Origin of the sequence: Microbacterium sp. JC 701, assembly GCF_021026215.1 — a bacterium.
Classification (GTDB): Bacteria; Actinomycetota; Actinomycetes; order Actinomycetales; family Microbacteriaceae; genus Microbacterium; species Microbacterium algihabitans.
In genome coordinates, this window is sequence record NZ_JAJNCV010000001.1 from 803,800 (window position 1) to 825,066 (window position 21,267).

Genomic DNA, 21,267 nt, shown 5'->3' on the forward strand with positions numbered 1-21,267 from the left:
AATGCCTCGTAAGGGTCCCGCCCCGAAGCGTCCCGTCGTCAACGACCCGGTGTACGGCGCTCCCATCGTCACCCAGCTGGTCAACAAGATCCTCGTCGACGGCAAGAAGTCCATCGCCGAGTCGATCGTCTACGACGCCCTCAAGGGCGTCGAGGCGAAGAACAGCCAGGACGCCGTCGCCACGCTGAAGAAGGCGCTCGACAACGTCCGTCCCACCCTCGAGGTCAAGAGCCGCCGCGTCGGTGGCTCGACCTACCAGGTTCCGGTCGAGGTCAAGCCGCACCGCGCGAACACCCTCGCGCTGCGCTGGCTCGTGAGCTACGCGAAGGGTCGTCGTGAGAAGACGATGACCGAGCGTCTGCAGAACGAGATCCTCGACGCCTCGAACGGCCTCGGTGCCGCGGTCAAGCGCCGCGAAGACACCCACAAGATGGCCGAGTCGAACCGCGCCTTCGCGCACTACCGCTGGTAAAACCCGCGGGGTGTCCGTGACCGCATCCCGGTCACGGACACCCCGATGGGCCCGGCATCAACCTCCCAACAGGTAAGGAAGACACCCGTGGCACAAGACGTGCTCACCGACCTGACCAAGGTCCGCAACATCGGCATCATGGCGCACATCGATGCCGGCAAGACGACGACCACCGAGCGCATCCTGTACTACACGGGAACCAACCACAAGATCGGCGAGACCCACGACGGCGCCTCGACGACCGACTGGATGGAGCAGGAGCAGGAGCGTGGCATCACCATCACCTCCGCTGCTGTGACGTGCTTCTGGGACAAGAACCAGATCAACATCATCGACACCCCCGGTCACGTCGACTTCACCGTCGAGGTGGAGCGCTCGCTCCGCGTGCTCGATGGCGCCGTCGCCGTCTTCGACGGCAAGGAGGGCGTCGAGCCCCAGTCCGAGACCGTGTGGCGTCAGGCCGACAAGTACAACGTCCCCCGCATCTGCTTCGTCAACAAGATGGACAAGCTCGGCGCGGACTTCTACTTCACCGTCGACACCATCATCAACAAGCTCAAGGCGAAGCCGCTGGTCATCCAGCTGCCCATCGGCGTCGAGAACGACTTCATCGGTGTCGTCGACCTCGTCGAGATGCGCGCACTCGTCTGGGCGGGCGACGCCAAGGGTGATGTCACCATGGGCGCCAAGTACGACATCCAGGAGATCCCGGCCGACATGGCCGACGTCGTCGCGAAGTACCGCGAAGAGCTCCTCGAGACCGTCGCCGAGACCGACGAGGAGCTTCTCGAGAAGCACTTCGGCGGCGAAGAGCTCACCGTCGCCGAGATCAAGGCCGCCATCCGCAAGATGACGGTCAACTCGGAGATCTACCCGGTGCTCTGCGGCTCGGCGTTCAAGAACCGCGGTGTGCAGCCCATGCTGGACGCCGTCATCGACTACCTGCCGTCGCCCCTCGACGTGCCGGCCATCGAGGCGCACGACCCGAAGAACGAAGAGACGATCATCGAGCGGCACGCCGATCGTGAAGAGCCCTTCACCGCGCTGGCGTTCAAGATCGTCACGCACCCCTTCTTCGGTCGTCTGACCTACATCCGCGTGTACTCCGGTCACCTCGACTCGGGCGCGCAGATCGTCAACTCGACGAAGTCCAAGAAGGAGCGCATCGGGAAGATCTTCCAGATGTACGCCAACAAGGAGAACCCGGTTCCCTCGGTCACCGCCGGCCACATCTACGCGGTCATCGGCCTGAAGGACACCACGACCGGCGACACCCTCTGCGACGCGCAGAACCAGGTCGTCCTCGAGTCGATGACGTTCCCCGAGCCGGTCATCGAGGTCGCGATCGAGCCCAAGACCAAGGCCGACCAGGAGAAGCTGGGTCTCGCGATCCAGAAGCTGGCCGAAGAAGACCCGACGTTCCGTGTCGAGCAGAACAACGACACCGGCCAGACGGTCATCAAGGGCATGGGCGAGCTGCACCTCGACATCCTCGTGGACCGCATGAAGCGCGAGTTCAAGGTCGAGGCCAACGTCGGCAAGCCGCAGGTGGCGTACCGCGAGACGATCAAGAAGACCGTCGAGCGTCACGACTACACCCACAAGAAGCAGACCGGTGGTTCGGGTCAGTTCGCGAAGATCCAGTTCGCGCTCGAGCCCCTCGAGGTCACGGCCGACAAGACCTACGAGTTCGAGAACAAGGTCAGCGGTGGTCGTATCCCGCGCGAGTACATCTCGCCGACCGACCAGGGCTTCCAGGACGCCATGAACGTCGGCGTGCTCGCCGGCTACCCCATGGTGGGCGTCAAGGCGATCCTGCTCGATGGCGCGTCGCACGACGTCGACTCCTCGGAAATGGCGTTCAAGATCGCCGGCTCCATGGGCTTCAAGGAAGCGATCCGCAAGGCCAACCCCGTCATCCTCGAGCCGCTCATGTCGGTCGAGGTGCGTACTCCCGAGGAGTACATGGGCGACGTCATCGGCGACCTGAACTCGCGTCGCGGGCAGATCCAGTCGATGGAAGACGCCCAGGGTGTCAAGGTCGTGCGGGCGCTCGTCCCGCTGTCCGAGATGTTCGGCTACATCGGCGACCTGCGCTCGAAGACCTCGGGCCGCGCCGTGTACTCGATGGAGTTCGACAGCTACGCCGAGGTTCCTCGCGCCGTCGCTGACGAGATCGTCCAGAAGAACAAGGGCGAGTAACACCGCTCTCACGGATGCCGGGAATCCCGGGTTCTGCTCGGGTTCCCGGCATCCGCTCAAACTGAATACCGACTCTCTAGTAATCTGAGAACCATCCCCGCGAAGAATCGGTCGCAATCCAGTGCCCGAGACGTCGCAACCAACGTCCTGAGGAGGACCCAGTGGCTAAGGCCAAGTTCGAGCGGACCAAGCCGCACGTGAACATCGGAACGATCGGTCACGTCGACCACGGCAAGACCACGCTCACCGCTGCCATCTCGAAGGTGCTCGCCGACAAGTTCCCGTCGGCCACCAACGTTCAGCGCGACTTCGCGTCGATCGACTCGGCGCCCGAAGAGCGTCAGCGCGGCATCACGATCAACATCTCGCACGTCGAGTACGAGACCCCCAAGCGTCACTACGCTCACGTCGACGCCCCCGGTCACGCCGACTACATCAAGAACATGATCACCGGTGCCGCTCAGATGGACGGCGCGATCCTCGTGGTCGCCGCCACCGACGGCCCGATGGCTCAGACGCGTGAGCACGTTCTGCTCGCCAAGCAGGTCGGCGTGCCGTACCTGCTCGTCGCGCTGAACAAGAGCGACATGGTCGACGACGAGGAGATCCTGGAGCTCGTCGAGCTCGAGGTTCGCGAGCTTCTGTCGTCGCAGGACTTCGATGGCGACAACGCCCCCGTCGTGCGCGTCTCGGGCCTGAAGGCTCTCGAGGGTGACGAGCAGTGGGTCAACTCGATCGTCGAGCTCATGGAAGCCGTCGACGAGTCGATCCCCGACCCGGTGCGTGACAAGGACAAGCCGTTCCTCATGCCCATCGAGGACGTCTTCACCATCACCGGTCGTGGAACGGTCGTCACGGGTCGCGCCGAGCGCGGTACCCTCGCGATCAACTCCGAGGTCGAGATCGTCGGCATCCGCCCGACGCAGAAGACCACGGTCACGGGTATCGAGATGTTCCACAAGCAGCTCGACGAGGCCTGGGCCGGCGAGAACTGTGGTCTGCTCCTCCGCGGCACCAAGCGTGACGACGTCGAGCGTGGCCAGGTCATCGTCAAGCCCGGTTCGGTCACCCCGCACACCAACTTCGAGGGCACGGCGTACATCCTGTCCAAGGAAGAGGGCGGCCGTCACAACCCGTTCTTCACGAACTACCGCCCGCAGTTCTACTTCCGCACCACCGACGTGACCGGCGTCATCACGCTGCCCGAGGGCACCGAGATGGTCATGCCCGGTGACACCACGGAGATGTCGGTCGAGCTCATCCAGCCGATCGCCATGGAAGAGGGCCTCGGCTACGCGATCCGTGAGGGTGGCCGCACCGTCGGTGCCGGTACCGTCACCAAGATCGTCAAGTAAGTCCTTCCAGACTTCACTCGGCACAGGCCGGGCCTTCGGGCCCGGCCTTTGTCGTTCCCGGGGGACATCTCTTCCCCCCCCCACAGCATTCCGGCCGGGGCGCACGCGAGCCGCCCGGTAGAGTCGCTCGGGTGAATTCCTTGTCCCGTCTGCTCGGTGTGCTGTCCCTGCTCCTCGCGATCGCCGCCGTCGCGGTGCCCGTCGTGGGGGTCGCCGTGCTTCTGCTCGCGGGCTCGGGCACCGTCGTCGCGCAGGCGGTGGGCACCGGCCTCGCGATCGCTGCGGTGGGCGTGGTCCTCGCGGTCATCGGATTCGTCGTCGGTCGCCGCGGACGCGCCACGGCCATGCCGGTGGTCGGCGGGCTCACGTCGGCGTGCGTCGCCGCCGGCATCCTGATCGCCCTGCCCTTCGTCTGAGCCGTCTCCCGCGGGGGCCGACGCGGCCCGGTTCGTCGGGGCGATCCCGCGGGTGTCCGCGGAGCGCAATCGCGCCCCAAGGACGTCCAGGGAGCCTCAACTAGAATTCATCCCATGGGTGAACGTCTGCGACGAGATGCGAGAAGTCAGGCGACGCGAGGAGATTCCGACCTCGACGTCTTCGACTCGACGCCGACGGACGACCCCCCGCGTCGGTCGCGGTACGACGACGAAGACGACGCCCCCCGGCGCCGCGTGTGGCCGTGGGTCGTCGGCGGGGTGTTCGGGGTCGTCGGCGGCGCCGCTGCCTTCGCCGGCATCCTGGGCGCCACCCTCGCCGTGCAGGCACTCGACGTGCGTGACGACCTGCTGGCGGCGAAGTCGTCGATCTCGAGCCTCGGTCCTCTCGCCGAAGCCCGTGACGAGGCCGGGCTCCAGCAGGCGGCCGCCGACCTGAGCGAGCGCACCTCGCGTGCGGCAGCCACCGTGAACACCCCCCTGTGGGACATGGCCGCGCAGTTCCCGGTCGTCGGGGTGAACATCGACGCCGTGTCCCGCGTGACCCGCGCCGCGGACATCCTTGTGAAGGACGCCCTTCCGCCCGGCATCCAGATGCTCGCGCAGACCGACCTGTCGAAGCTGACCCTCGACGGCGGCGGCATCAACCTGCAGCCCTTCGTCCAGGCGCAGGACGCCCTGCCGGCGATGTCGCAAGCCTTCAGCGCGGCCAAGGCCGAGACCGACGGCATCGATTCGGACCAGCTGCTCTCGCCCGTCAGCGGTCCCGTCGACGAGATCCGCGACGTGGTCGATCGCGCAGCGCCCGCCCTCGACATCGCGAACCGGTATCTGCCGACTCTTCTCGACATCGCGGGGGCGAACGGTCCGAAGAAGTACCTCGTGGTCTTCCAGAACAACGCCGAGAGCCGCGCGACCGGAGGAAACCCCTCCGCGAACATCATCATGGACGTCGACCAGGGTGCGTTCTCGCTGCTCGACCAGGGCGGACCGAGCACGTTCTACGGTCCCGAGGGCGCCGGCGTGCAGTTCACCGACCTCCCGGCCGAGACCATGTCGCTGTACCCCTCGTCGTTCGCGCACTACTCGCAGGACAACACCATGACGCCGGACTTCCCGACGACGGCGCAGCTCTTCAGCGACGCCTACACGGAGGTGAACGGGGGCCGGTTCGACGGTGTCATCTCCATCGACCCCGTCGTGCTCTCGCACATGCTCCAGGTCGCGGGCCCCGTCGACGTCGCGGGTCAGCAGATCAACGGCGACAACGCCGTGAAGGTGCTGCTGAGCGACGCGTACCAGAAGTTCCCCACGGCGCGCAGCTCGGACGCGTTCTTCGCCGCCGTGTCCGACAAGGTCTTCCGTCACCTCACCTCGACCAAGTGGGACCCGACGAAGATGCTCGACGCACTCACGCAGTCGGCCGAAGAGAAGCGCATCAATCTCTCGTTCACCTCTCCCGAGGCGCAGCAGCTGGTCACCGAGGTCGGCCTCGACGGCGGCCTGCGCGCCGACAACACGGTCAAGACGCAGGTGGGCACTTATCTGAACGACTACTCGGTCGGAAAGCTCGAGTACTACCTCACCCAGTCCGTGTCCGCCGTCTGCGACCCCACCGCGCGCACCATCACCACCACGACCACTCTGTCGAGCTCGGTGCCGACGGAGGGGCGCAGCGCCTACACGCTGGGTGAGCGCAACGCGGCGAACGGTCTGCCCGCGACCTCGATGATGCTGAACGTGCTGTTCTTCGCCCCTCCCGGGGGAGAGATCGTCTCGACCGATCCCGCGTCGAGCGATCGGGGCGGTTTCGACCGGTCGGGCACGGAGAAGGGCAACACCGCGGTGAACCGACTGGTCGTGCTGCCGACGGGGGAGACCCGTACGCTCACCTCGACCGTGAAGCTGCCCGACGGTCCGCTCGGCCCGCTCGAGCTGCGGCATTCGCCGACCGCCACCGACACCTCGGTGACCGTCGACGCCTCGTGCGGTTCGTTGTTCGGGCAGTGACGCATGTACCGGCCGTGCGCGGGGCGCTCCCCGTGGGCCGGTAGTGTGACTGTCTCGTACGCCAGCGAGCTTCGACCCGCTCCCGAATGATGGAGGCTGCTCTGCTTCCCCTTCCCGGACAGGCCCCGCCGCGCAGCCATGCGCGCGTGGGAAGTGCGTCGGTGCTGCTGTTGATCTACGCGGCGGTCGTGGTGGCGATGACCATGTCGCCCACGCCGTTGGACCGCGGATACCAGGGCGCGATCTCGCGCTTCCTCGCCGTGCTGCACCGCAACGGGGTGCCGGAGTGGTTCGGGTACTCGCAGTTGGAGTTCAGCGCCAACATCGCCATGTTCGTCCCCCTGGGCTTCCTCGTGGGTCTCCTGGTCCCGCGCCGGCTCTTCTGGCTCGCGCTCGTGATCGTGCCGGCGACCTCCACGGTGATCGAGGTGCTGCAGGGGCTCTTCCTCTCGCAGCGCTTCGCGAGCGTGTTCGACGTGCTCGCCAACACGATCGGCGGGTACATCGGCGTCGCGATCGTGATCGTGCTGCGCGTGTTCGTCGAGGGTCGTGACCGCAAGATCGTGGCCCGGGCGTTGTGGGAACGCAACGTCGCGATGATGAACGCCCAGCGCGCCGCCGTCCCTCCTCGACCGGATGCCGCGGGCCCCCGCCCCGGTGCGCCGCGGGCGGATCGCCGATGACGGCCTCGTCCTCGGCATCCGCGAGTGCCTTTTCCCCCACCCCCATCCCCGCGCGCCGATCGAGTCGCGCGCGAACGAAGACGGAGTTCCGATGATCGAGATCATGACCGTGTGCACGGGCAACGTGTGCCGTTCGCCCCTGGCCGCCACGATGCTGGCGACCCGGCTCGCCGACCTCGACGTGCAGGTCACCAGCGCCGGCACGTACGGACTGCAGGGCGAGTCGATGACCGACGAGACGAAGCGCCTCGCGGCGCAGCTGGCGGTCGACCCCGCGCTGATCGAGGGCCACCGGGCGACCTACCTCACCGAAGCCCACCTGCGCGCCCCCGACCTCATCCTCGCGATGAGTCGCGAGCACCGACGCCGCATCGTCGAGCTCAACCCGGCACGGCTGCGGTCGACGCTGACGCTGCGGGAGTTCGCGCGGCTCGCGGCGGAGGTTCCGGATGCCGACATCGTCGGCGATGCGTCTGCCGCGGGCGACGACGACTCGCGGCGACTGAAGGCGGCCATCGACGCGGTGACCGGGGTGCGCGGTCTGACGCCTCCTCCCGCGGACCCGGCCGACGACGACATCGTCGACCCGTACCGCCGGTCGTGGGAGACCTACGAGCTCACCGCGTCGCAGTTGGCCCCTGCCGTGGAGCAGGTCGTCCGCGTCGTGCGGCTCGCGCTCACGCGCTGACCCCGCTCCCGGCAGACGACTGCGGCCCGCGACCCTCGGTGAGGGTGCGGGCCGCAGTTGCGTGGCGTTCGGGACTACTGCCCGATGATCGTTCCGGTGCCAGTGCCAGTGCCGGTGCCAGTGCCGGTGCCAGTGCCGGGGTCGGTCGACGGCTGCGACGGTTCCGGCGTCGACTCGACCGGGTCCGGCGCAGGCTGGCTGGGGGCGGGTGACGCGGGCGGTGTCGACGGCTGCGGCTGCTGTTCCTGCTGCTGCTGCTGTTCCCGCAGCTGCTGCTGACGCTGCAGCTCCTGCTGGCGACGACGCTCGGCTTCGGCGGCGGCCTGTCGGTCGGCCTCTTCGATCTCCGCCGTGCGCTGCCCCGTCTTGAGCGCGGCTACGGCGTTCACGAAGTCGCTGATGGCGCTGGGCGAGGTGTGGCTCTCGACGGTGGCCACGCGTGCCGCGAGGCTGGTGACGTTCGTGCGCAGCGTCTCGTCGGCCAGGTCGTTCTCGGTGACGAGCGTGGTGGCTACGGCGGGCAGCTCGCGGCCGACTCCGGCGACGGCGTCCTCGAAGGGCTGCACCGTCTTCTCCAGCGTCGTGCGCAGGTCGTCCAGCTGCGCCGACGCCTCCTGCGCCTCGCGCGTGCGGGTGTCGACGAGGTCGATCGCGGTTCCGACGGACTCGAGCGAGTCGCCGTCGATCGCGGGACGTCGGTACGCGGCGAGCTGGTCGGGCATCTGCACGCCGTCGATCTCCGCCAGCAGCGCTTGACGCGCGGTCTCGGCGGTGGCGACGGCGGGGATCTCGGCGATCTGGGCGAGTGAGGCGAGAGGTGCGGCGAGGGCCTCGGCGTCGCTCTTCGCCGTCTGGCGGGACTGCTCGAGGGCCGAGATGCTGCTGTTGACCCGTTCGATGCTGTTGGCCAGCACCGCCTCGTTCGCCGTGAGGGTGTTCAGGGCATCCGAGGCGGGGGAGGCGGATGCCACGGAGATGCCCACCAGGGTCGAGGCCGACACGACCGAGACGACGGCGAGGGCGGCGGCGCCGATCGACAGCCAGTCGCGGCTGCTGCGGCTGCGGCGCAGGCGGCCGGGCTTCTTCACGCCGCGCAGCTCGGGCTCGGCGACGCGACGGCTGCCGATGAGGGAGTTCAACGCCTGCACCTCGTCGGCGAAGTCGGTGGGCGCCGACGTGACGCGGGGCGCACCATCGAACATCTCCTCGAGACGCCGATCGGTCGCAGGGTCGCCGAGAGTAGTTCGGACGCGTTCGTCGCGTCGCCGCTGAGAAGCGAAGAGGTCCTGCATTCGAGTCATGAGAATTTTCTTGGCGCGTAGTGTGAAAAGATCGTGCGTCGGCATTCAATGCTAACCGGGGCGGACGGTCCCGTTCAGCGCTCGGAGGATTTGCTTTTGCTTTTGCGTGACGTGCTCGCTGCTATTCGGCGCGGCTGGCTGCTCGTCGTCGCTTGCATGGCGATCGGCGCCGCGGCCGGCACGGCCCTGGCCGTGCTGACGCCCACCACCTACAAGGCCTCGGTCGAGTTGTACGTGGCGGCCGAAACGAATGGCACGCCGAACGGCCTGATCCAGGGGCGCAGCTACGTCCGCCAGTCGCTCGAGAGCTTCGTCGACCTCGTCTCGAGCGCCGTCGTCGTCGATCCCGTCATCGCTCAACTCGGGCTCTCCGGTAATGACGACAATGTCGAAAGCCGCATTTCGGCTGAGAATCCGCCGAGTACGCAGACGATCGTCATCACGGCGACGGATGCCGTTCCGAGCGAGGCATCGCAATTGGCCAATGCTGTCGCGGAGAGCTTCACGACCGTCGTCGAGAAACAGCTCCAGGCTCCTCGCGGAACCGAGGGGGTGGGACTGCTCCGCGTCGAGACGGTCAGCCCCGCGCGCGTCCCGCTGGAGCCCTCCGCCCCGGACTACCGTCTGAACCTGCTCCTGGGCCTCGCGCTCGGAGCCGGCGCGGGCATCATCCTGGCGATCATCCGCACGATCATCGACACCCGCATCCATACGGCCGCCAGCGTCGAGTCGATCCTGTCGGCCCCGATCCTCGGCGGCATCCCCTTCGACCCCGACGCCTCCAAGCGGCCCCTCATCGTGCAGGAGTCGCCCCGCGATCCGCGGTCAGAGGCGTTCCGCCGCGCGCGCACGGCACTGCAGTTCGTCAATCTCGACGGACGCGCGCCCGTCTACGTGGTCACCAGTGCCAACCCGGGCGAGGGCAAGTCGACCACCAGCGCGAACCTTGCCCTGGCCCTGGCCGAAGACGGCTCGAGCGTCGCGCTCGTCGACGCCGACATGCGCAAGCCGCGCACCGCGCAGATCTTCGGGATCGAAGGCGGCGCCGGCCTGTCGACCGTCCTGGCGGGTGCGGCGCCGCTGTCGGCCCTTCTCCAGCCGTACGGCTCCGGCCGCCTGTTCGTGCTCCCCGCCGGCGCGCAGCCGCCGAACCCGGCGGAGCTGGTGGGATCGCCGACGATGGAGGCGACGCTCGACACGCTGCGTCAGGCCTTCGACTACGTGATCGTCGACTGCCCGCCGGTGCTGCCGGTCACCGACGCCGCCGTGCTGGCGCGCTTCGCCACCGGGGCCATCCTGGTCGCGGCATCCGGATCCACCCGCAAGCCCCAGCTCGCCGACGCCGCGAAGGCGCTGTCGGCGGCCGATGTACGCCTGCTCGGCGTCATCCTGACCAAGCTGCCGACCCGGGGGCCCGATACCTACGGGTACGGCGCCTACACGTACGGCATGACGCACCAGCCGACCGACGCATGACGTCTGCCCGATGGGGGTATGACAGGATACAAAAGGGGCGCGACAGCTGTGCCCCACGACTGTGATTGAGGGAATTCACCGTGGAGTTGCGCGACTACATCCGGATCCTGCACCGAAATTGGGTGCTCATCCTGGTGCTCACGATCCTCGGCGGAGCCGGTGGATTCGGCTATGCGGCGACGCAGACGCCCCAGTACCAGTCCACGACGCGCCTCTACGTGTCGGTGCAGGCCGATAGCGCCGACCCCGCCACGGGCGACCTGGTGCAGGGCACCACGTTCGCTCGGCAGATCGTCGCGAGCTACGTCGATGTCGTCACCAGCGCGCTCGTGCTGCAGCCCGTGATCGACGACCTGAACCTCGACACCTCGGTGGGCTCGCTCGCCTCGAAGGTGACGGCCGAGGCCCCGCTGAACACGGTCAACATCAACATCACGGTCACCTCGACCAGCGGCGCGCAGAGCGCCAAGCTCGCCGACGCGATCGCCTCGAGCCTGGTGGACGCCGTCCAGACCACGCTCGAGCCGCCGGTCAGCGAGGGGGCGGCCAGCCCGGTGCGTCTGACGGTCGTGCAGCCCGCGGTCGAGCCCTCGACCCCCTTCAGCCCGCGCATCCCGGTGATCGTCGTCGTCGCAGCCCTCTTCGGCCTCGTCGTCGCCGTGCTGCTGTCGATCCTCCGCAACGCCCTCGACACCCGCGTGCGCACGCTGAAAGACCTCGAGTCGCTCACCGAGGCACCGCTGCTCGGTGGCATCGCGTTCGACCCCGAGGCGACCAAGCGTCCGCTCATCGTGCAGGAAGACCCCCGCAGCCCGCGGTCGGAGTCCTTCCGCGCATTGCGCACCAACCTGCAGTTCCTGAACGTCGAGGGCGGCCCCAAGCTGTTCGTCGTCACCAGCTCCGGCCCCGGTGAGGGCAAGTCCACCACCACGGCCAACCTCGCGATCGCCCTCGCCGAGACCGGGGCGCGCGTCGCTCTGCTCGACGGCGACCTGCGCCTGCCGCGCATCGCCGACTACATGGGCATCGAGGGCGGCGTCGGCCTCACCGACGTGCTCATCGGCCGCGTCGAGGTGGCGGACGTGCTGCAGAAGTGGGGTCGCGGCCAGCTGTTCGTGCTCCCCTCGGGTCCCGTCCCGCCGAACCCGGCCGAGCTCCTGGGCTCCGCCGCGATGTCGCAGCTGCTCGCCACGCTGACCGAGCACTTCGACTACGTCCTCATCGACGCGCCCCCGCTGCTGCTCGTCACCGATGCCGCCGTCCTCAGCAAGGTCACGCGCGGGGCGATCATGGTCGCCGCGTCCGGCAAGGCCAAGAAGCAGGAGTTCGAGGGCGCGCTGCGCACCCTGCAGACGGCCGGTGGCCGACTGGTCGGCGTCATCATGACGATGCTCCCGACCCGCGGTCCGGACAGCTACGGCTATGGCGCCTACTCCTACGGAGGCGACGCCGAGACGGGGTCGTCGTCGGGCTCCTCGTCGAAGCGTTCGGGCAAGCGCGCCTCGTCGCGTCCGAAGAAGAAGCGCAAGGTCTCCGCGAAGTGAGCTCCGAGGTCGATCACTCCACGTCCGTCGTGCACGTGGTCGATCGCCTCACCGGCGGCGTCCCGGTCGCGGTGTGCGACTACATCCGCAACTCGCCCCGCGGCATCCGGCATACGATCCTGTCGCCGTGGGTCGAGGGCCGGCCGTCGCCGATCTGGGACGACGTCGACGCGGCGCATCTCGACCTGGGCGCGTCGCGTCTGCGCCAGCCGATGCGCACGCGCGCTGCCCTGCGCGGGAGCGACGCCGACGTGATCCACGCGCACTCGAGCTTCCCCGGTGCCTTCGTGCGACTGGTCAGGCCGTCCGGCATCCCCGTGGTCTACTCGCCGCACTGCTTCAAGTTCGACGACCCGAGTGTGTCGCGGGCGCTGCGCACCGCCGTCCGCGGCGCTGAGCGCCTCCTGGCGCGCCGGACGGACGTCTTCGCGGTCCTGTCCGGGCACGAGGCCGATCTGGCCCGTCAGCTCGGCGCAGGGGCGCGCGTGGCGCGCGTGCCCAACACCGCCTCGGTGCCTCCCCGCGCGCCTCGGGCGCATGCGCAGGACGCTCCCCGCCGCATCGGCATGGTCGGGCGCCTCGCAGGGCAGAAGGACCCGGCGATGATGATCGCCCTCGCGCGCGAACTCGCCGCGGGCCCCGCCCCCGTCGAGGCGGTCTGGATCGGCGGCGGCGACGACGCCTGGACGCAGCGTCTGCAGGAGGCGGGTGTGCGGGTCACCGGGTGGCTGCGCAAAGACGAGGTCACGCGCGAGCTCGACGCCCTCTCGCTCTACGTGCACACGGCCTCGTACGAGGGATTCCCGCTGAGCGTGCTCGATGCCGCGGCTCGCGGCATCCCGGTCCTCGGACGCCGCATCCCCTCGCTCGACGAGGTGGGTCTGCTCACCTTCGATTCCGCCTCCGACGGTGCGGCCGCCGTGCGCCGGCTCCTCGACGATCCGGCGGCCCTGCGCGACGCGCAGGAGCGCGGCGAACGCATGCTCGCGCAGATGAACCCCACGACCCAGGCCGACGCGCTCGACGCCGTCTGGCGCGGGATCTGAGCCCCGCGGCATCCGCCCCCTCGTCGCGCGGTCAGCGCACCGCGACGGCCAGCAGCGAGCTTCCGCTCCAGCTCCTGTAGTCCTCGTACCGTTCGATCCTTCCGACGAGGACGGAGACCGGCCCGCCCGGAGTCGGCATCGGACGGAACAGCGGCGCTTCGGAGTCGAGGATCTTCCGGTCGTCGCGCCACAGGGAGGACGTCCCCCCGTCCTCGCCGCAGTGCCAGACGGAACCGTCGACGCCAAAGGACGCACCGCACGGATAGCGCTCGAGGTGGGCGCCCGTCTTCCCGAAGGTGCGCGACGTCGTCAGGCCGTTCTCATCGACGGCGGTCTCGGTGTACACGCCGTCAGGAGAGACGTCTCCCGGGTACTCCACGGTCAGGACCGCGGGCGCGGCGGGAGAGGCACGGACGTCGAGGAGACGGCGGGTGCCGGAGGTCTGCCCGAGCACCGGGGTGAGATCCTCCGCCGACAGATAGGTCGACGACGTGATGTCGTGCGTCGTGCGGGGCTTCATCAGGTCCGTCAGGATGCCGGTGCGCAGGTCGAGCTCGAGCAGATAGACCTCGCTGCGACCGACGGCGGGGTTGTACCCCGCGGCGATGCGCACGGTCCCCGCCGACGTGTCGTCGAAGGTCGAGGTGAGGTACGCCTGCTCGGGGAACGTGATCAGGCGGCGGTACTTGCCGGAGTAGCTCGCCTCGCCGGTGGACCAGTTCACGACCAGTTCCGCGATGCCCCAGTTGAGGTCGTTGCGTAGGAGCACCCAGAACGTGTCGGTGTCGGCGGTCTGGGCATCGGGAATGTGCAGGATCTGGCCGTACGAGACCTTGCTGCCCACGGTGATCTCGGTCACCGGACGGTCGGCGAACGTTTCGGCGCGTCCCGATCCGGGGGCGACGGAGACATAAAAGCCCTCTTCGGTGCCGTGGTGCGTCCACTGCACGAGCGAACCGCGTCCGGGGAGCGTGATGCGCGCCGGCACGTTGTGGTCGTCGACCGGGGCGGTGCCGACCACGGTGCGGGAGGTCGCGCCCGTGTCGTCGATGTCGACGGCCTCCACCTCGCCGGTCTCGCTCAGCGCCGCGGTGGAGTACCAGTCCGACTGCTGCTGCACGACGGGACCGATCCACCACTCCTGGATGGCGTCGTCGATCGTGGCGACGATCTCGGTCGAGGGCGCGGGCTCGGGCGGAGCGGGCGGCCCCGCCACGCACCCGGCGGCGCCGACGGCCACGGCCGCGAGCAGGCCGAGCGCGGCGCTGAGGCGCGCACGCGGACGGCGCCGCACGGAGGAGGTGTCGGCCGGGTCGGACCGGCGCACTTAGTCTCCGATCGCGTTCTGCAGGGCGAGGACGATGTCCGCGCGGGCATCGCGGATGCGCGCCGACGAGTTCATCAAGCGCGCGTCGTAGTCGTCGCGCACCGCCGCGTCGTTCAGCAGGTCGGCGACCTGGGTGGCGACGGTGTCGACGTCGAAGCCGTTGACGCGGTGCACCCAGGGCGAGATCCCGAGGTCGTCGAAGGCGCCGAAGCCCTTGCGCTCGTACGCGAGGTGGACGACGTAGTGGCCCGCGGCCAGAGCCATCAGGGCGGCATGCAGACGCACGGCCACCACCACGCGCGGAGTGCTCCCGGCGCCCATCAGTTCGCTGCGCTCGAGGGTACGTGCGGGGCTCAGGGTCGCGGATGCCGGGCGGTCGTCGTTTCCGCCGATCGTGCTCTGGATGTACCCGTCGTAGGGCGTCATGCGCTCTGCCAGCGCGTAGATGTCGGGGTTGATGCGTCCGTGGACGCTGCGGATCGACAGGACGGGACGGGGCTCCACCGTGGTGCCGGCCTTGCGGGCGTCGGCGATGGACGCCGCGGCCAGATCGGGCGTGCGTACGAGGGTCGGGCCGGCGACCTCGAGGAAGGTGCGGTCGTCGCGCACCATGACCACGTCGATGTCGCGGAGCAGGCGCGTGAGCACGCCGCGCGTGCCGAAACGAGCCGGCCCGATGCTCTGCGGGAGGTAGACCGACGGCGTGGTCGACCGCGCGGCCGCCCGCAGCTGCGGTCCCATGACGAGTGCCGACTTCAGCAACTCGACGGGGGTGCCCGCGCGCAGGTATCCACCGCCGACGCCGACCACGAGGTCGAAGTCGTCGATGCGCGAGAGCACGGCGCGCGTGCGCCGGTCCCATCCGCGTCGGGTCGGCACGGTGGGGAAGGTCGGGATGCCCAGGTCGGCGAAGCTGTCCGGGCGCGAGGCGAGCATCGTGGCATCCACCGAGCCGAAGGCGTCTTCGAGCAGGGCCAGCGTCTCGCGCACGAGCAGGCCGTCGCCGGCGTTGTCAGCGGAATAGGCGTGCAGGATCAGCACGCGGGGAGAACGGTTCATCGCAGCACCCGCCGGTAGACCTCGAGATGTTTGTCGACGCTGGCGTCCCACGTGAAGCGGCTCGCCCACGCCAGGCCCTCCGCGCGGCACTGCGCGCGGGCGGTGTCGTCGGTGACCGCCGAGACGATGCCGGCGGCGATCGCTTCGGGCTCCAGACCCGGCAGGCGCAGCGACGGGCCCGCGACCTCGGCGAGCGATCCGCGATCCGAGGTGGCCACGACGGCGCCGGCGGCGAGGGCCTCCAGCACGGGGAAGCCGAAGCCCTCGTACAGCGAGGGGAAGAGGAAGACCTCGCACGCCTGCATGAGAGCGGCGCGGTCCTCGTCGCTGACGAACCCGAGCGAGATGACGTCGGGGGAGTCGCGGATCTCACCGAGCGAGTCGTCGGCGTTCCACGCCGCCTTGCCGGCGATGACCAGGGGCAGGCCGAGCGCGCGCACCTCGGGGGTCGCGAACGCCCGCACCAGCGAGACGAGGTTCTTGCGCGGCTCGATGTTGCCCAGGTACAGGGCGAAACGCTCGGGGAGCTTCGCACGCACCTCGGCCGACAGCTCCACCGGAGTCGAGAACCGCTCCACGTCGATGCCGTGTTCGATGGTCGTCAGACGCTCGGGCTCGACGCCGAAGACCTCGGCGACATCGCGGGCGCTGGAGTTCGACACCGTGATGACGTGGTCGGCGGCGCTGATCGCGCGGCCCACGCGGAAACGCCACGCCTTCTCCTGTGCGGGACGACGTGCGACGTCGATCCACCGACTGGCGACGCCGTGCACCGTGACCACGGTCGGGGTCCGGGTGCCGAGCAGGGGCCCCGTGTCTCCGACGTAGTGGAGCACATCGCCCGCGGCATGCCGGCGCAGGCCCGCGGCGGTCTCGAGCGCGGCGGTCGCGACCGGGTGCGAGGCGGCCGCGATGCGCCCGACGGGCACCCCCCGGGCCTCGAGCCCCGTGGCGATGTACCGCGCGTAGGTCGTGTTGCCGCCGACGTGGCGGTCGACGAAGCGCGACGGCATCAGCACGCGCAGGCGCGACGAGCCGCTCCCGGCCGTCACGAGCGGATCCCGAGGACCGATTCGACCTCAGTCCACATGCGCTCGTTCTGCGCGAGCAGCTCGGGCACCCGTGCGTCCAGGCGGGCGGCGGTCTCGGTGTCGGTGAGGGTGTGGCGGATGCGTGCGGCGATGGCATCCGACCCGTCCGTCATCCACGCACCGGCGCCGAAGTCCTCGAGGAGCTCGGCGTACTTGTGCGACCACCCCAGCGCGACGACGGGCGTGCGCGACGAGAGGGCGCTGACGAGCGCGTGGAAGCGGCTGGCCACCACGATCCGCGCGTCCGAGAGCACGCGCTTGAGCACGAGGGGGTCGGGGCTCTCGAAGATCTCGACCTCGCTGCGCTCGGACAGCGCCTTGGCCAGGGCGCGGTCGTTGTGCTCGTGCACGACCACGACGGCGCGCAGCCCCTGTGCGCGGAACTCCGCCGCACCGTCGGCGAGGAACTGCGTGTACTCCTCGAGCGAGAGCTTGGTGTGGCTGAGCATCTTCGCGTTGGGGACGATGGCGCCGAACTCGCCGGTGAGGGGCGAGGGGATGCCACCGGGCTTGAGGCCGATGGTGAAGTCGGGGGCGAGGCGCACCTCGGTCTTGGCGCCGAGGGCCGTGACGTAGTCGAGGCTCTGACGGTCGCGGGCATAGACGAGGGCGGCGCCGTCGAGCAGCTCGCGGGTCCACTTCGCCTGCTCGGGGTTCGTGAACGGACCGAACGCCTGCGGAAGGAACACGCGCGGAACGCCGCGCTTCTTCCACGCCGCGCTGATCTTGGCCTCGCGCTTGCTGCGCTGGATGCTGAAGGAGTCGCTGTACGCGAAGCCGGCGGCGTCGAGCACTCCACCCACGTCCTTCGAGGCCACCAGGCCGAACGCGTCCTTGACCGAGCCCGGGATCAGACCGCCCACGGCGCCCGACACGGCGGGCAGCTGGTTCAGCAGGAGCGTCTGGTGGAAGCCCAGAGCGCCGCGGTCGTCGAAGTCGCTGCCGTTGGGCGAGACGGTCAGCTTCGCCCGACCCTGCAGACGGTTCGCCACGGCGATCATCATCAGGTGGGCGCCCTTGTTGTGCGTGTTGACGCCACGCAGTTCGATCCACTCAGCGGTCATAGCGAGTTGTAGCTCCTTAGGGCGTCGAGGTGGCGCTTCGCGGAGTACGGGGTCGTACCCTGCTCGTCCGCGTAGCCGTAGCCGACCAGCATGACCACGCGTTCGTGGGACTGGAGGCCGAGAAGGCGGCTCATCTTCTCGTCGCGCGAGGCGATGTCGGGCCAGTTGATGCAGACCGACGCGACGCCCTGCGACTCCAGGCCGAGGATGAACGACATCGCGGCGAGGCAGCCGTCGGTGTAGATGAGGTGGCGGTCGCGCTCGTCGATGAAGGCCGACATGTCGCCGACGATCACGGCGATGCCGGGCAGGTTCTGCCCGTAGCCGGCGGTGCCCATCGGCACCTTCGCGACCTTGGCGACCTGCTCGGGGTCGTCGAAGAAGCGGAACGAGAACGGCTGGCGGTTGCACGCGGTGGGGGCCTCGGCGGCGACCAGCATGGCCTTGTCGACGACTTCGTGCGGCACCGGGCGCTGCTCGAACCAGCGCACCGACTTGCGGCGCTTGGCGAGGGCGGTCAACGCCTCGATCTCGACCGGCGGAGCATCCACGAAGGGGGCGTGCGGGCCGCTGACGTTGTCGCGCTCGATGTTCCACGAGATGCGGCCGAAGTTCTCGCGGGCACGCGCGATCGTGGGGTCGGAGCTCGACGCCGTCGCCTCGAAGTAGCGCTCGAGCACCTCTCGCGCCCACAGCTCGACCTCGGCCGAGATGATCGGGGGCATCGCCTGCGTCAGGCGGCCGGCGAGGGTGACGGTCTCTTCGATGTACGCCACGGCGAAGGTCTCGCGCCGGGGGCGCATGGTGAGACCCTTCTCGGCCATGTGGATGTTGCGGCGCAGGAGGAACTCGAGCTTGCCGTCTTCGAGACGGCGCCAGTACTCCTGGTTGCCGCGGGCGACCACGAGCCGCTCGCGCCGGTAGGCGTCGCTCCAGAACGTGAAGTAGATCGAGCGCTCGAGGGCGTTGCCCTTGCGAAGGCGAACGCGCAGGCGCTCCCGCAGACGACCTGCGGCCTTACGGAGCTTCTTCTTCATGGCTGCCTTTCTTTCGCGTTCCGCGCACGGCGGAGGCGAGGAGTCGGAGCGGATAAATGAACGCCAACGTCATCTGAACGCCCGCGACACGTGTCGTCTTCGTCGCGAAACACGAAAGGTACGAGGCGACGAAATACGAGAACACCGTCGCCCACGCGCTTCCTAGGATTCCCCAATGCGGGATGAGAAGGAAATTCAGAGCGATGTTGAGAACCGCGCCGAGCGTATTTCTGGTCAGCGAGGCGAAGAGTGCGTTCTCGGCGATGATGAACTTGCTGAACACCGCCGCCATGAAGACGAACGGCAGAGCGAGCACGTGGATCTGCAGCACGGGACCGGATGCCTCGTACTTCGCGCCGTACAGGGTGGTGAGCACCCACGGGCCGATCAGCAGGATCACCACGGCGATGAGCACCCCGGCCCAGAACGCGCGGTCGTAACTGGCCTGCAGCTCCTGCTTGTACTGCCGGCTCTTGTGGCCGTACTCCCGCCGCACCTGCAGCAGACGGGGGAAGGTCGCCGTCATGAACACGACGGGCAGGAAGTACGCCATCTCCGACAGGCGCGCCGCGGCCGAGTACAGGCCGACGGCCGAGCTGCCCAGCAACGCCTGGATGACCACGACGTCGCCGCGGGAGTTGATCTGCGTGGCCAGGCTCGCCAGCATCAGGATCCACGAGCTGCCCAGCAGAGCGCGCGGGGTCTCGATCTCGGGCTTGGCGAACTTGGGGGAGTCGCGGTCACGGGCGTACCGCACCAGGAGCAGGCTCGAGACGACGACCGCTTCGACGACGTAGAGGATGACGAAGGTCATCAGGTCGGCACCGGTGAAGGCCAGGACGAGCCGGATGCCGAGCATCACCAGGACGACGGCGATGCGCACCGGCGCCGTGCTGCCGCTGCGCGCCTGCGCCTGGAACCACAGTTCGCTGGCATCGAGGGCGCGGGCGAACAGCACCAGCAGCGCGATCGCGGTGGCCCCGACGACGGCGGCGTCGCCGACCAGGGCCGAGATCGGCAGGAGCACCAGGTACGCCAGGATCGCGAAGAACTCGCGGATGAGGATCAGCGCCGTCATCGTGCGATGGGCGGATGCCGGCTTGTCGACGAACGCCTTGATGGCGATACCGGCGAGACCCGCGGTCAGGATCGCCGTGCCGATGCTGGCGAGGTTCGTCGCGAAGCTGAACACGCCCAGATCCGAGACGCTGACCGTGCGCGCGAGGATGATGCCGGTGATGGCCGTGCTGCCCAGGGTGACGAACTGCTGGATCGTCGCCCAGACGCCGCTCTTGATCGAGCGGCGGCGAGAGAACGGCGCGGAGGAGGTGCTCACGTCGTCGAGCCCCTGCGCGTCGAGTCCGCGAAGGCGAGAAGGCGCTTCGCCCGGTCGGCCCAGCCCATGTCCTGAGCGGCGCGACGCCCGGCCGCACGCTCGGCCTCGCCGGCTGCCGCGGCCGAGGTGACGGCGCGTGCGGCGCCGACGACGTCGTCGTAGAGGTGGACGTTCGTGTCGGCGCGGCGGCGCAGCTCGTCGGAGGAGCGCGCCACGACGGAGAGACCGGCGGCGAGGTACTCGTAGTACTTCATGGGGCTGCGACCGGCATTCCCGGGGTGGTCCGAGAGCGGGAGCAGTCCGACGGCGTGACGGGCGAGCAGGGCGGGCGCCTGCGCGTACGGGACGGCGCCGACGAGTGCGACGTTGGCGGGGAGGGCCGGGACGACCGCGGGCCGCGGGCCGGCGATGGTGAACGACACGTCGGGAAGCGCCCGGGCGAGGTCGGCCACGAGAGCCCAGTCGAAGCGCGCGTCGAGGGCGCCCAGGTAGACGACACCCGCCCGCTCTCCGCCGTCACCCGCGGAAGCGAACCGGTCGTACTCCACGCCGTTCTCGATCACGGTCGAGGGTCCGGTCCATCCGGTGCCCGCGGTGACCTGCTCGAGGGTCGACGCGGAAGCGGCGGAGATCCCGTCGGCCCGCTCGAGCAGCCGCACCTCGGCTGCGCGGGCGCGCGGGTCGTGGTGCGCGTCGGTGGGGCGGTAGATGATCTTCGCCCGGGGGAAGTCAGCGATCGCCGGACCGAGCAGGGGCTGGTCGACGAACACCACGTCGGCCGACCGGAACGCACCGAGACGCCGCCGGCGCCAGGGGCCCGTCAGGCGCAACTGCGCCTCGTTCACGGTGGTGGGAACCGAGCCGAGCGGAGCGGGGACGAGGGGGACGAACTGACGGACGCCATCGGCATCGGATCGAGGCGCCCGCGCCGATTGAAGACGCGCGCGAACGTCCTCATCGCGCATCGCTTTTCCGAGGTGGGCGAGTGACACGGGCGTCGCGACGTGCGCCACGGAATGTCCGAGGCGAGCGATTTCGCGCGAAAGATGATGGCTTCCGACGCGGAACACACCACTGGGCGCTGTGTGGCTCAGAAAGACGACCCTCACCGATCTGTCCCCGAGCAATGGCCGGGGCCAGGC

Annotated in this window: 18 protein-coding genes; 10 read left to right on the plus strand and 8 right to left on the minus strand. The window is 69.1% G+C overall.

Going from position 1 to position 21,267, the window contains the following annotated elements; genetic code table 11:
• The first annotated feature begins 1 nt into the window (after position 1).
• From rpsG to LPW41_RS03820, 7 genes are all read left to right on the plus strand, one after another.
• Positions 2–472, plus strand: a complete 471-nt coding sequence (rpsG, locus tag LPW41_RS03790; RefSeq protein ID WP_144829781.1) for a 30S ribosomal protein S7 — start codon at positions 2–4, stop codon at positions 470–472.
• An 87-nt stretch (positions 473–559) separates the two neighbouring features.
• Positions 560–2,674 carry an elongation factor G gene (fusA, locus tag LPW41_RS03795; protein WP_144829778.1) on the plus strand — a complete coding sequence of 705 codons (2,115 nt, stop codon included), beginning with the start codon at positions 560–562 and terminating at the stop codon, positions 2,672–2,674.
• A 161-nt stretch (positions 2,675–2,835) separates the two neighbouring features.
• The gene (tuf, locus tag LPW41_RS03800) at positions 2,836–4,029 is read left to right on the plus strand and encodes an elongation factor Tu (RefSeq protein WP_144829775.1); all 1,194 of its coding nucleotides are present in this window, start codon (positions 2,836–2,838) and stop codon (positions 4,027–4,029) included.
• Between the two features lie 131 nt (positions 4,030–4,160).
• On the plus strand, positions 4,161–4,445 hold the full coding sequence (locus LPW41_RS03805) for a hypothetical protein (RefSeq protein WP_144829772.1): 285 nt from the start codon (positions 4,161–4,163) through the stop codon (positions 4,443–4,445).
• A gap of 114 nt (positions 4,446–4,559) precedes the next feature.
• Positions 4,560–6,473, plus strand: coding sequence for a DUF4012 domain-containing protein (locus LPW41_RS03810; protein ID WP_144829769.1), 1,914 nt, complete (start codon positions 4,560–4,562; stop codon positions 6,471–6,473).
• 146 nt (positions 6,474–6,619) lie between these two features.
• The gene (locus LPW41_RS03815; RefSeq protein ID WP_186325415.1) at positions 6,620–7,156 is read left to right on the plus strand and encodes a VanZ family protein; all 537 of its coding nucleotides are present in this window, start codon (positions 6,620–6,622) and stop codon (positions 7,154–7,156) included.
• Positions 7,157–7,259: 103 nt separating this feature from the next.
• A complete protein-coding gene (locus LPW41_RS03820; protein ID WP_230704165.1) occupies positions 7,260–7,844 on the plus strand; it encodes a low molecular weight phosphatase family protein in 585 nt (194 codons plus the stop codon).
• A gap of 74 nt (positions 7,845–7,918) precedes the next feature.
• Here LPW41_RS03820 and LPW41_RS03825 read toward each other — a convergent pair whose 3' ends face one another.
• Positions 7,919–9,145 carry a hypothetical protein gene (locus LPW41_RS03825; RefSeq protein WP_230704166.1) on the minus strand — a complete coding sequence of 409 codons (1,227 nt, stop codon included), beginning with the start codon at positions 9,143–9,145 and terminating at the stop codon, positions 7,919–7,921.
• Positions 9,146–9,241: 96 nt separating this feature from the next.
• On the opposite strand from LPW41_RS03825, the gene LPW41_RS03830 reads away from it, so the two are divergent.
• The 3 genes from LPW41_RS03830 to LPW41_RS03840 all read left to right on the plus strand — a co-directional run bounded on the left by LPW41_RS03830 (position 9,242) and on the right by LPW41_RS03840 (position 13,211).
• Positions 9,242–10,621 (plus strand): polysaccharide biosynthesis tyrosine autokinase, encoded by a 1,380-nt coding sequence (locus tag LPW41_RS03830; protein ID WP_186325413.1) that lies wholly within the window; start codon positions 9,242–9,244, stop codon positions 10,619–10,621.
• An 80-nt stretch (positions 10,622–10,701) separates the two neighbouring features.
• The gene (locus tag LPW41_RS03835; protein ID WP_144829757.1) at positions 10,702–12,165 is read left to right on the plus strand and encodes a polysaccharide biosynthesis tyrosine autokinase; all 1,464 of its coding nucleotides are present in this window, start codon (positions 10,702–10,704) and stop codon (positions 12,163–12,165) included.
• Positions 12,162–13,211, plus strand: a complete 1,050-nt coding sequence (locus LPW41_RS03840) for a glycosyltransferase family 4 protein (protein WP_154096192.1) — start codon at positions 12,162–12,164, stop codon at positions 13,209–13,211. The genes LPW41_RS03835 and LPW41_RS03840 overlap by 4 nt, the downstream gene beginning before the upstream one ends.
• A 31-nt stretch (positions 13,212–13,242) precedes the next feature.
• On the opposite strand, the gene LPW41_RS03845 is transcribed toward LPW41_RS03840, so the two are convergent.
• Genes LPW41_RS03845 through LPW41_RS03875 form a run of 7 tightly spaced genes read right to left on the minus strand, consistent with a single transcriptional unit; the run spans position 13,243 to position 21,090 of the window.
• Entirely contained in the window at positions 13,243–14,538 is a 1,296-nt protein-coding gene (locus LPW41_RS03845; protein WP_230704167.1) for a hypothetical protein, read from the minus strand.
• Positions 14,539–15,597, minus strand: coding sequence for a polysaccharide pyruvyl transferase family protein (locus tag LPW41_RS03850; protein ID WP_222123893.1), 1,059 nt, complete (start codon positions 15,595–15,597; stop codon positions 14,539–14,541).
• Positions 15,594–16,649, minus strand: coding sequence for a glycosyltransferase family 1 protein (locus tag LPW41_RS03855; RefSeq protein ID WP_222123892.1), 1,056 nt, complete (start codon positions 16,647–16,649; stop codon positions 15,594–15,596). The genes LPW41_RS03850 and LPW41_RS03855 overlap by 4 nt, the downstream gene beginning before the upstream one ends.
• Positions 16,646–17,752: a polysaccharide pyruvyl transferase family protein gene (locus LPW41_RS03860; protein ID WP_144829749.1), complete on the minus strand. Its 1,107-nt coding sequence runs from the start codon at positions 17,750–17,752 to the stop codon at positions 16,646–16,648. Before LPW41_RS03860 ends, LPW41_RS03855 begins: the two co-directional genes overlap by 4 nt.
• A complete protein-coding gene (locus tag LPW41_RS03865) occupies positions 17,749–18,789 on the minus strand; it encodes a nitroreductase family protein (RefSeq protein WP_144829746.1) in 1,041 nt (346 codons plus the stop codon). Before LPW41_RS03865 ends, LPW41_RS03860 begins: the two co-directional genes overlap by 4 nt.
• Positions 18,770–20,125: a flippase gene (locus LPW41_RS03870; RefSeq protein WP_186325412.1), complete on the minus strand. Its 1,356-nt coding sequence runs from the start codon at positions 20,123–20,125 to the stop codon at positions 18,770–18,772. The genes LPW41_RS03865 and LPW41_RS03870 overlap by 20 nt, the downstream gene beginning before the upstream one ends.
• A complete protein-coding gene (locus LPW41_RS03875) occupies positions 20,122–21,090 on the minus strand; it encodes a glycosyltransferase (RefSeq protein WP_230704168.1) in 969 nt (322 codons plus the stop codon). Before LPW41_RS03875 ends, LPW41_RS03870 begins: the two co-directional genes overlap by 4 nt.
• Positions 21,091–21,267: the final 177 nt, after the last annotated feature.

Coding starts and splice junctions, on each gene's coding strand:
- rpsG (WP_144829781.1), top strand. CDS start 2: ATGCCTCGTAAGGGTCCCGCCCCGAAGCGTCCCGTCGTCAACGACCCG.
- LPW41_RS03810 (WP_144829769.1), top strand. CDS start 4,560: ATGGGTGAACGTCTGCGACGAGATGCGAGAAGTCAGGCGACGCGAGGA.
- LPW41_RS03820 (WP_230704165.1), top strand. CDS start 7,260: ATGACCGTGTGCACGGGCAACGTGTGCCGTTCGCCCCTGGCCGCCACG.
- LPW41_RS03825 (WP_230704166.1), bottom strand. CDS start 9,145: ATGACTCGAATGCAGGACCTCTTCGCTTCTCAGCGGCGACGCGACGAA.
- LPW41_RS03850 (WP_222123893.1), bottom strand. CDS start 15,597: ATGAACCGTTCTCCCCGCGTGCTGATCCTGCACGCCTATTCCGCTGAC.
- LPW41_RS03860 (WP_144829749.1), bottom strand. CDS start 17,752: ATGACCGCTGAGTGGATCGAACTGCGTGGCGTCAACACGCACAACAAG.
- LPW41_RS03865 (WP_144829746.1), bottom strand. CDS start 18,789: ATGAAGAAGAAGCTCCGTAAGGCCGCAGGTCGTCTGCGGGAGCGCCTG.
- LPW41_RS03875 (WP_230704168.1), bottom strand. CDS start 21,090: ATGCGCGATGAGGACGTTCGCGCGCGTCTTCAATCGGCGCGGGCGCCT.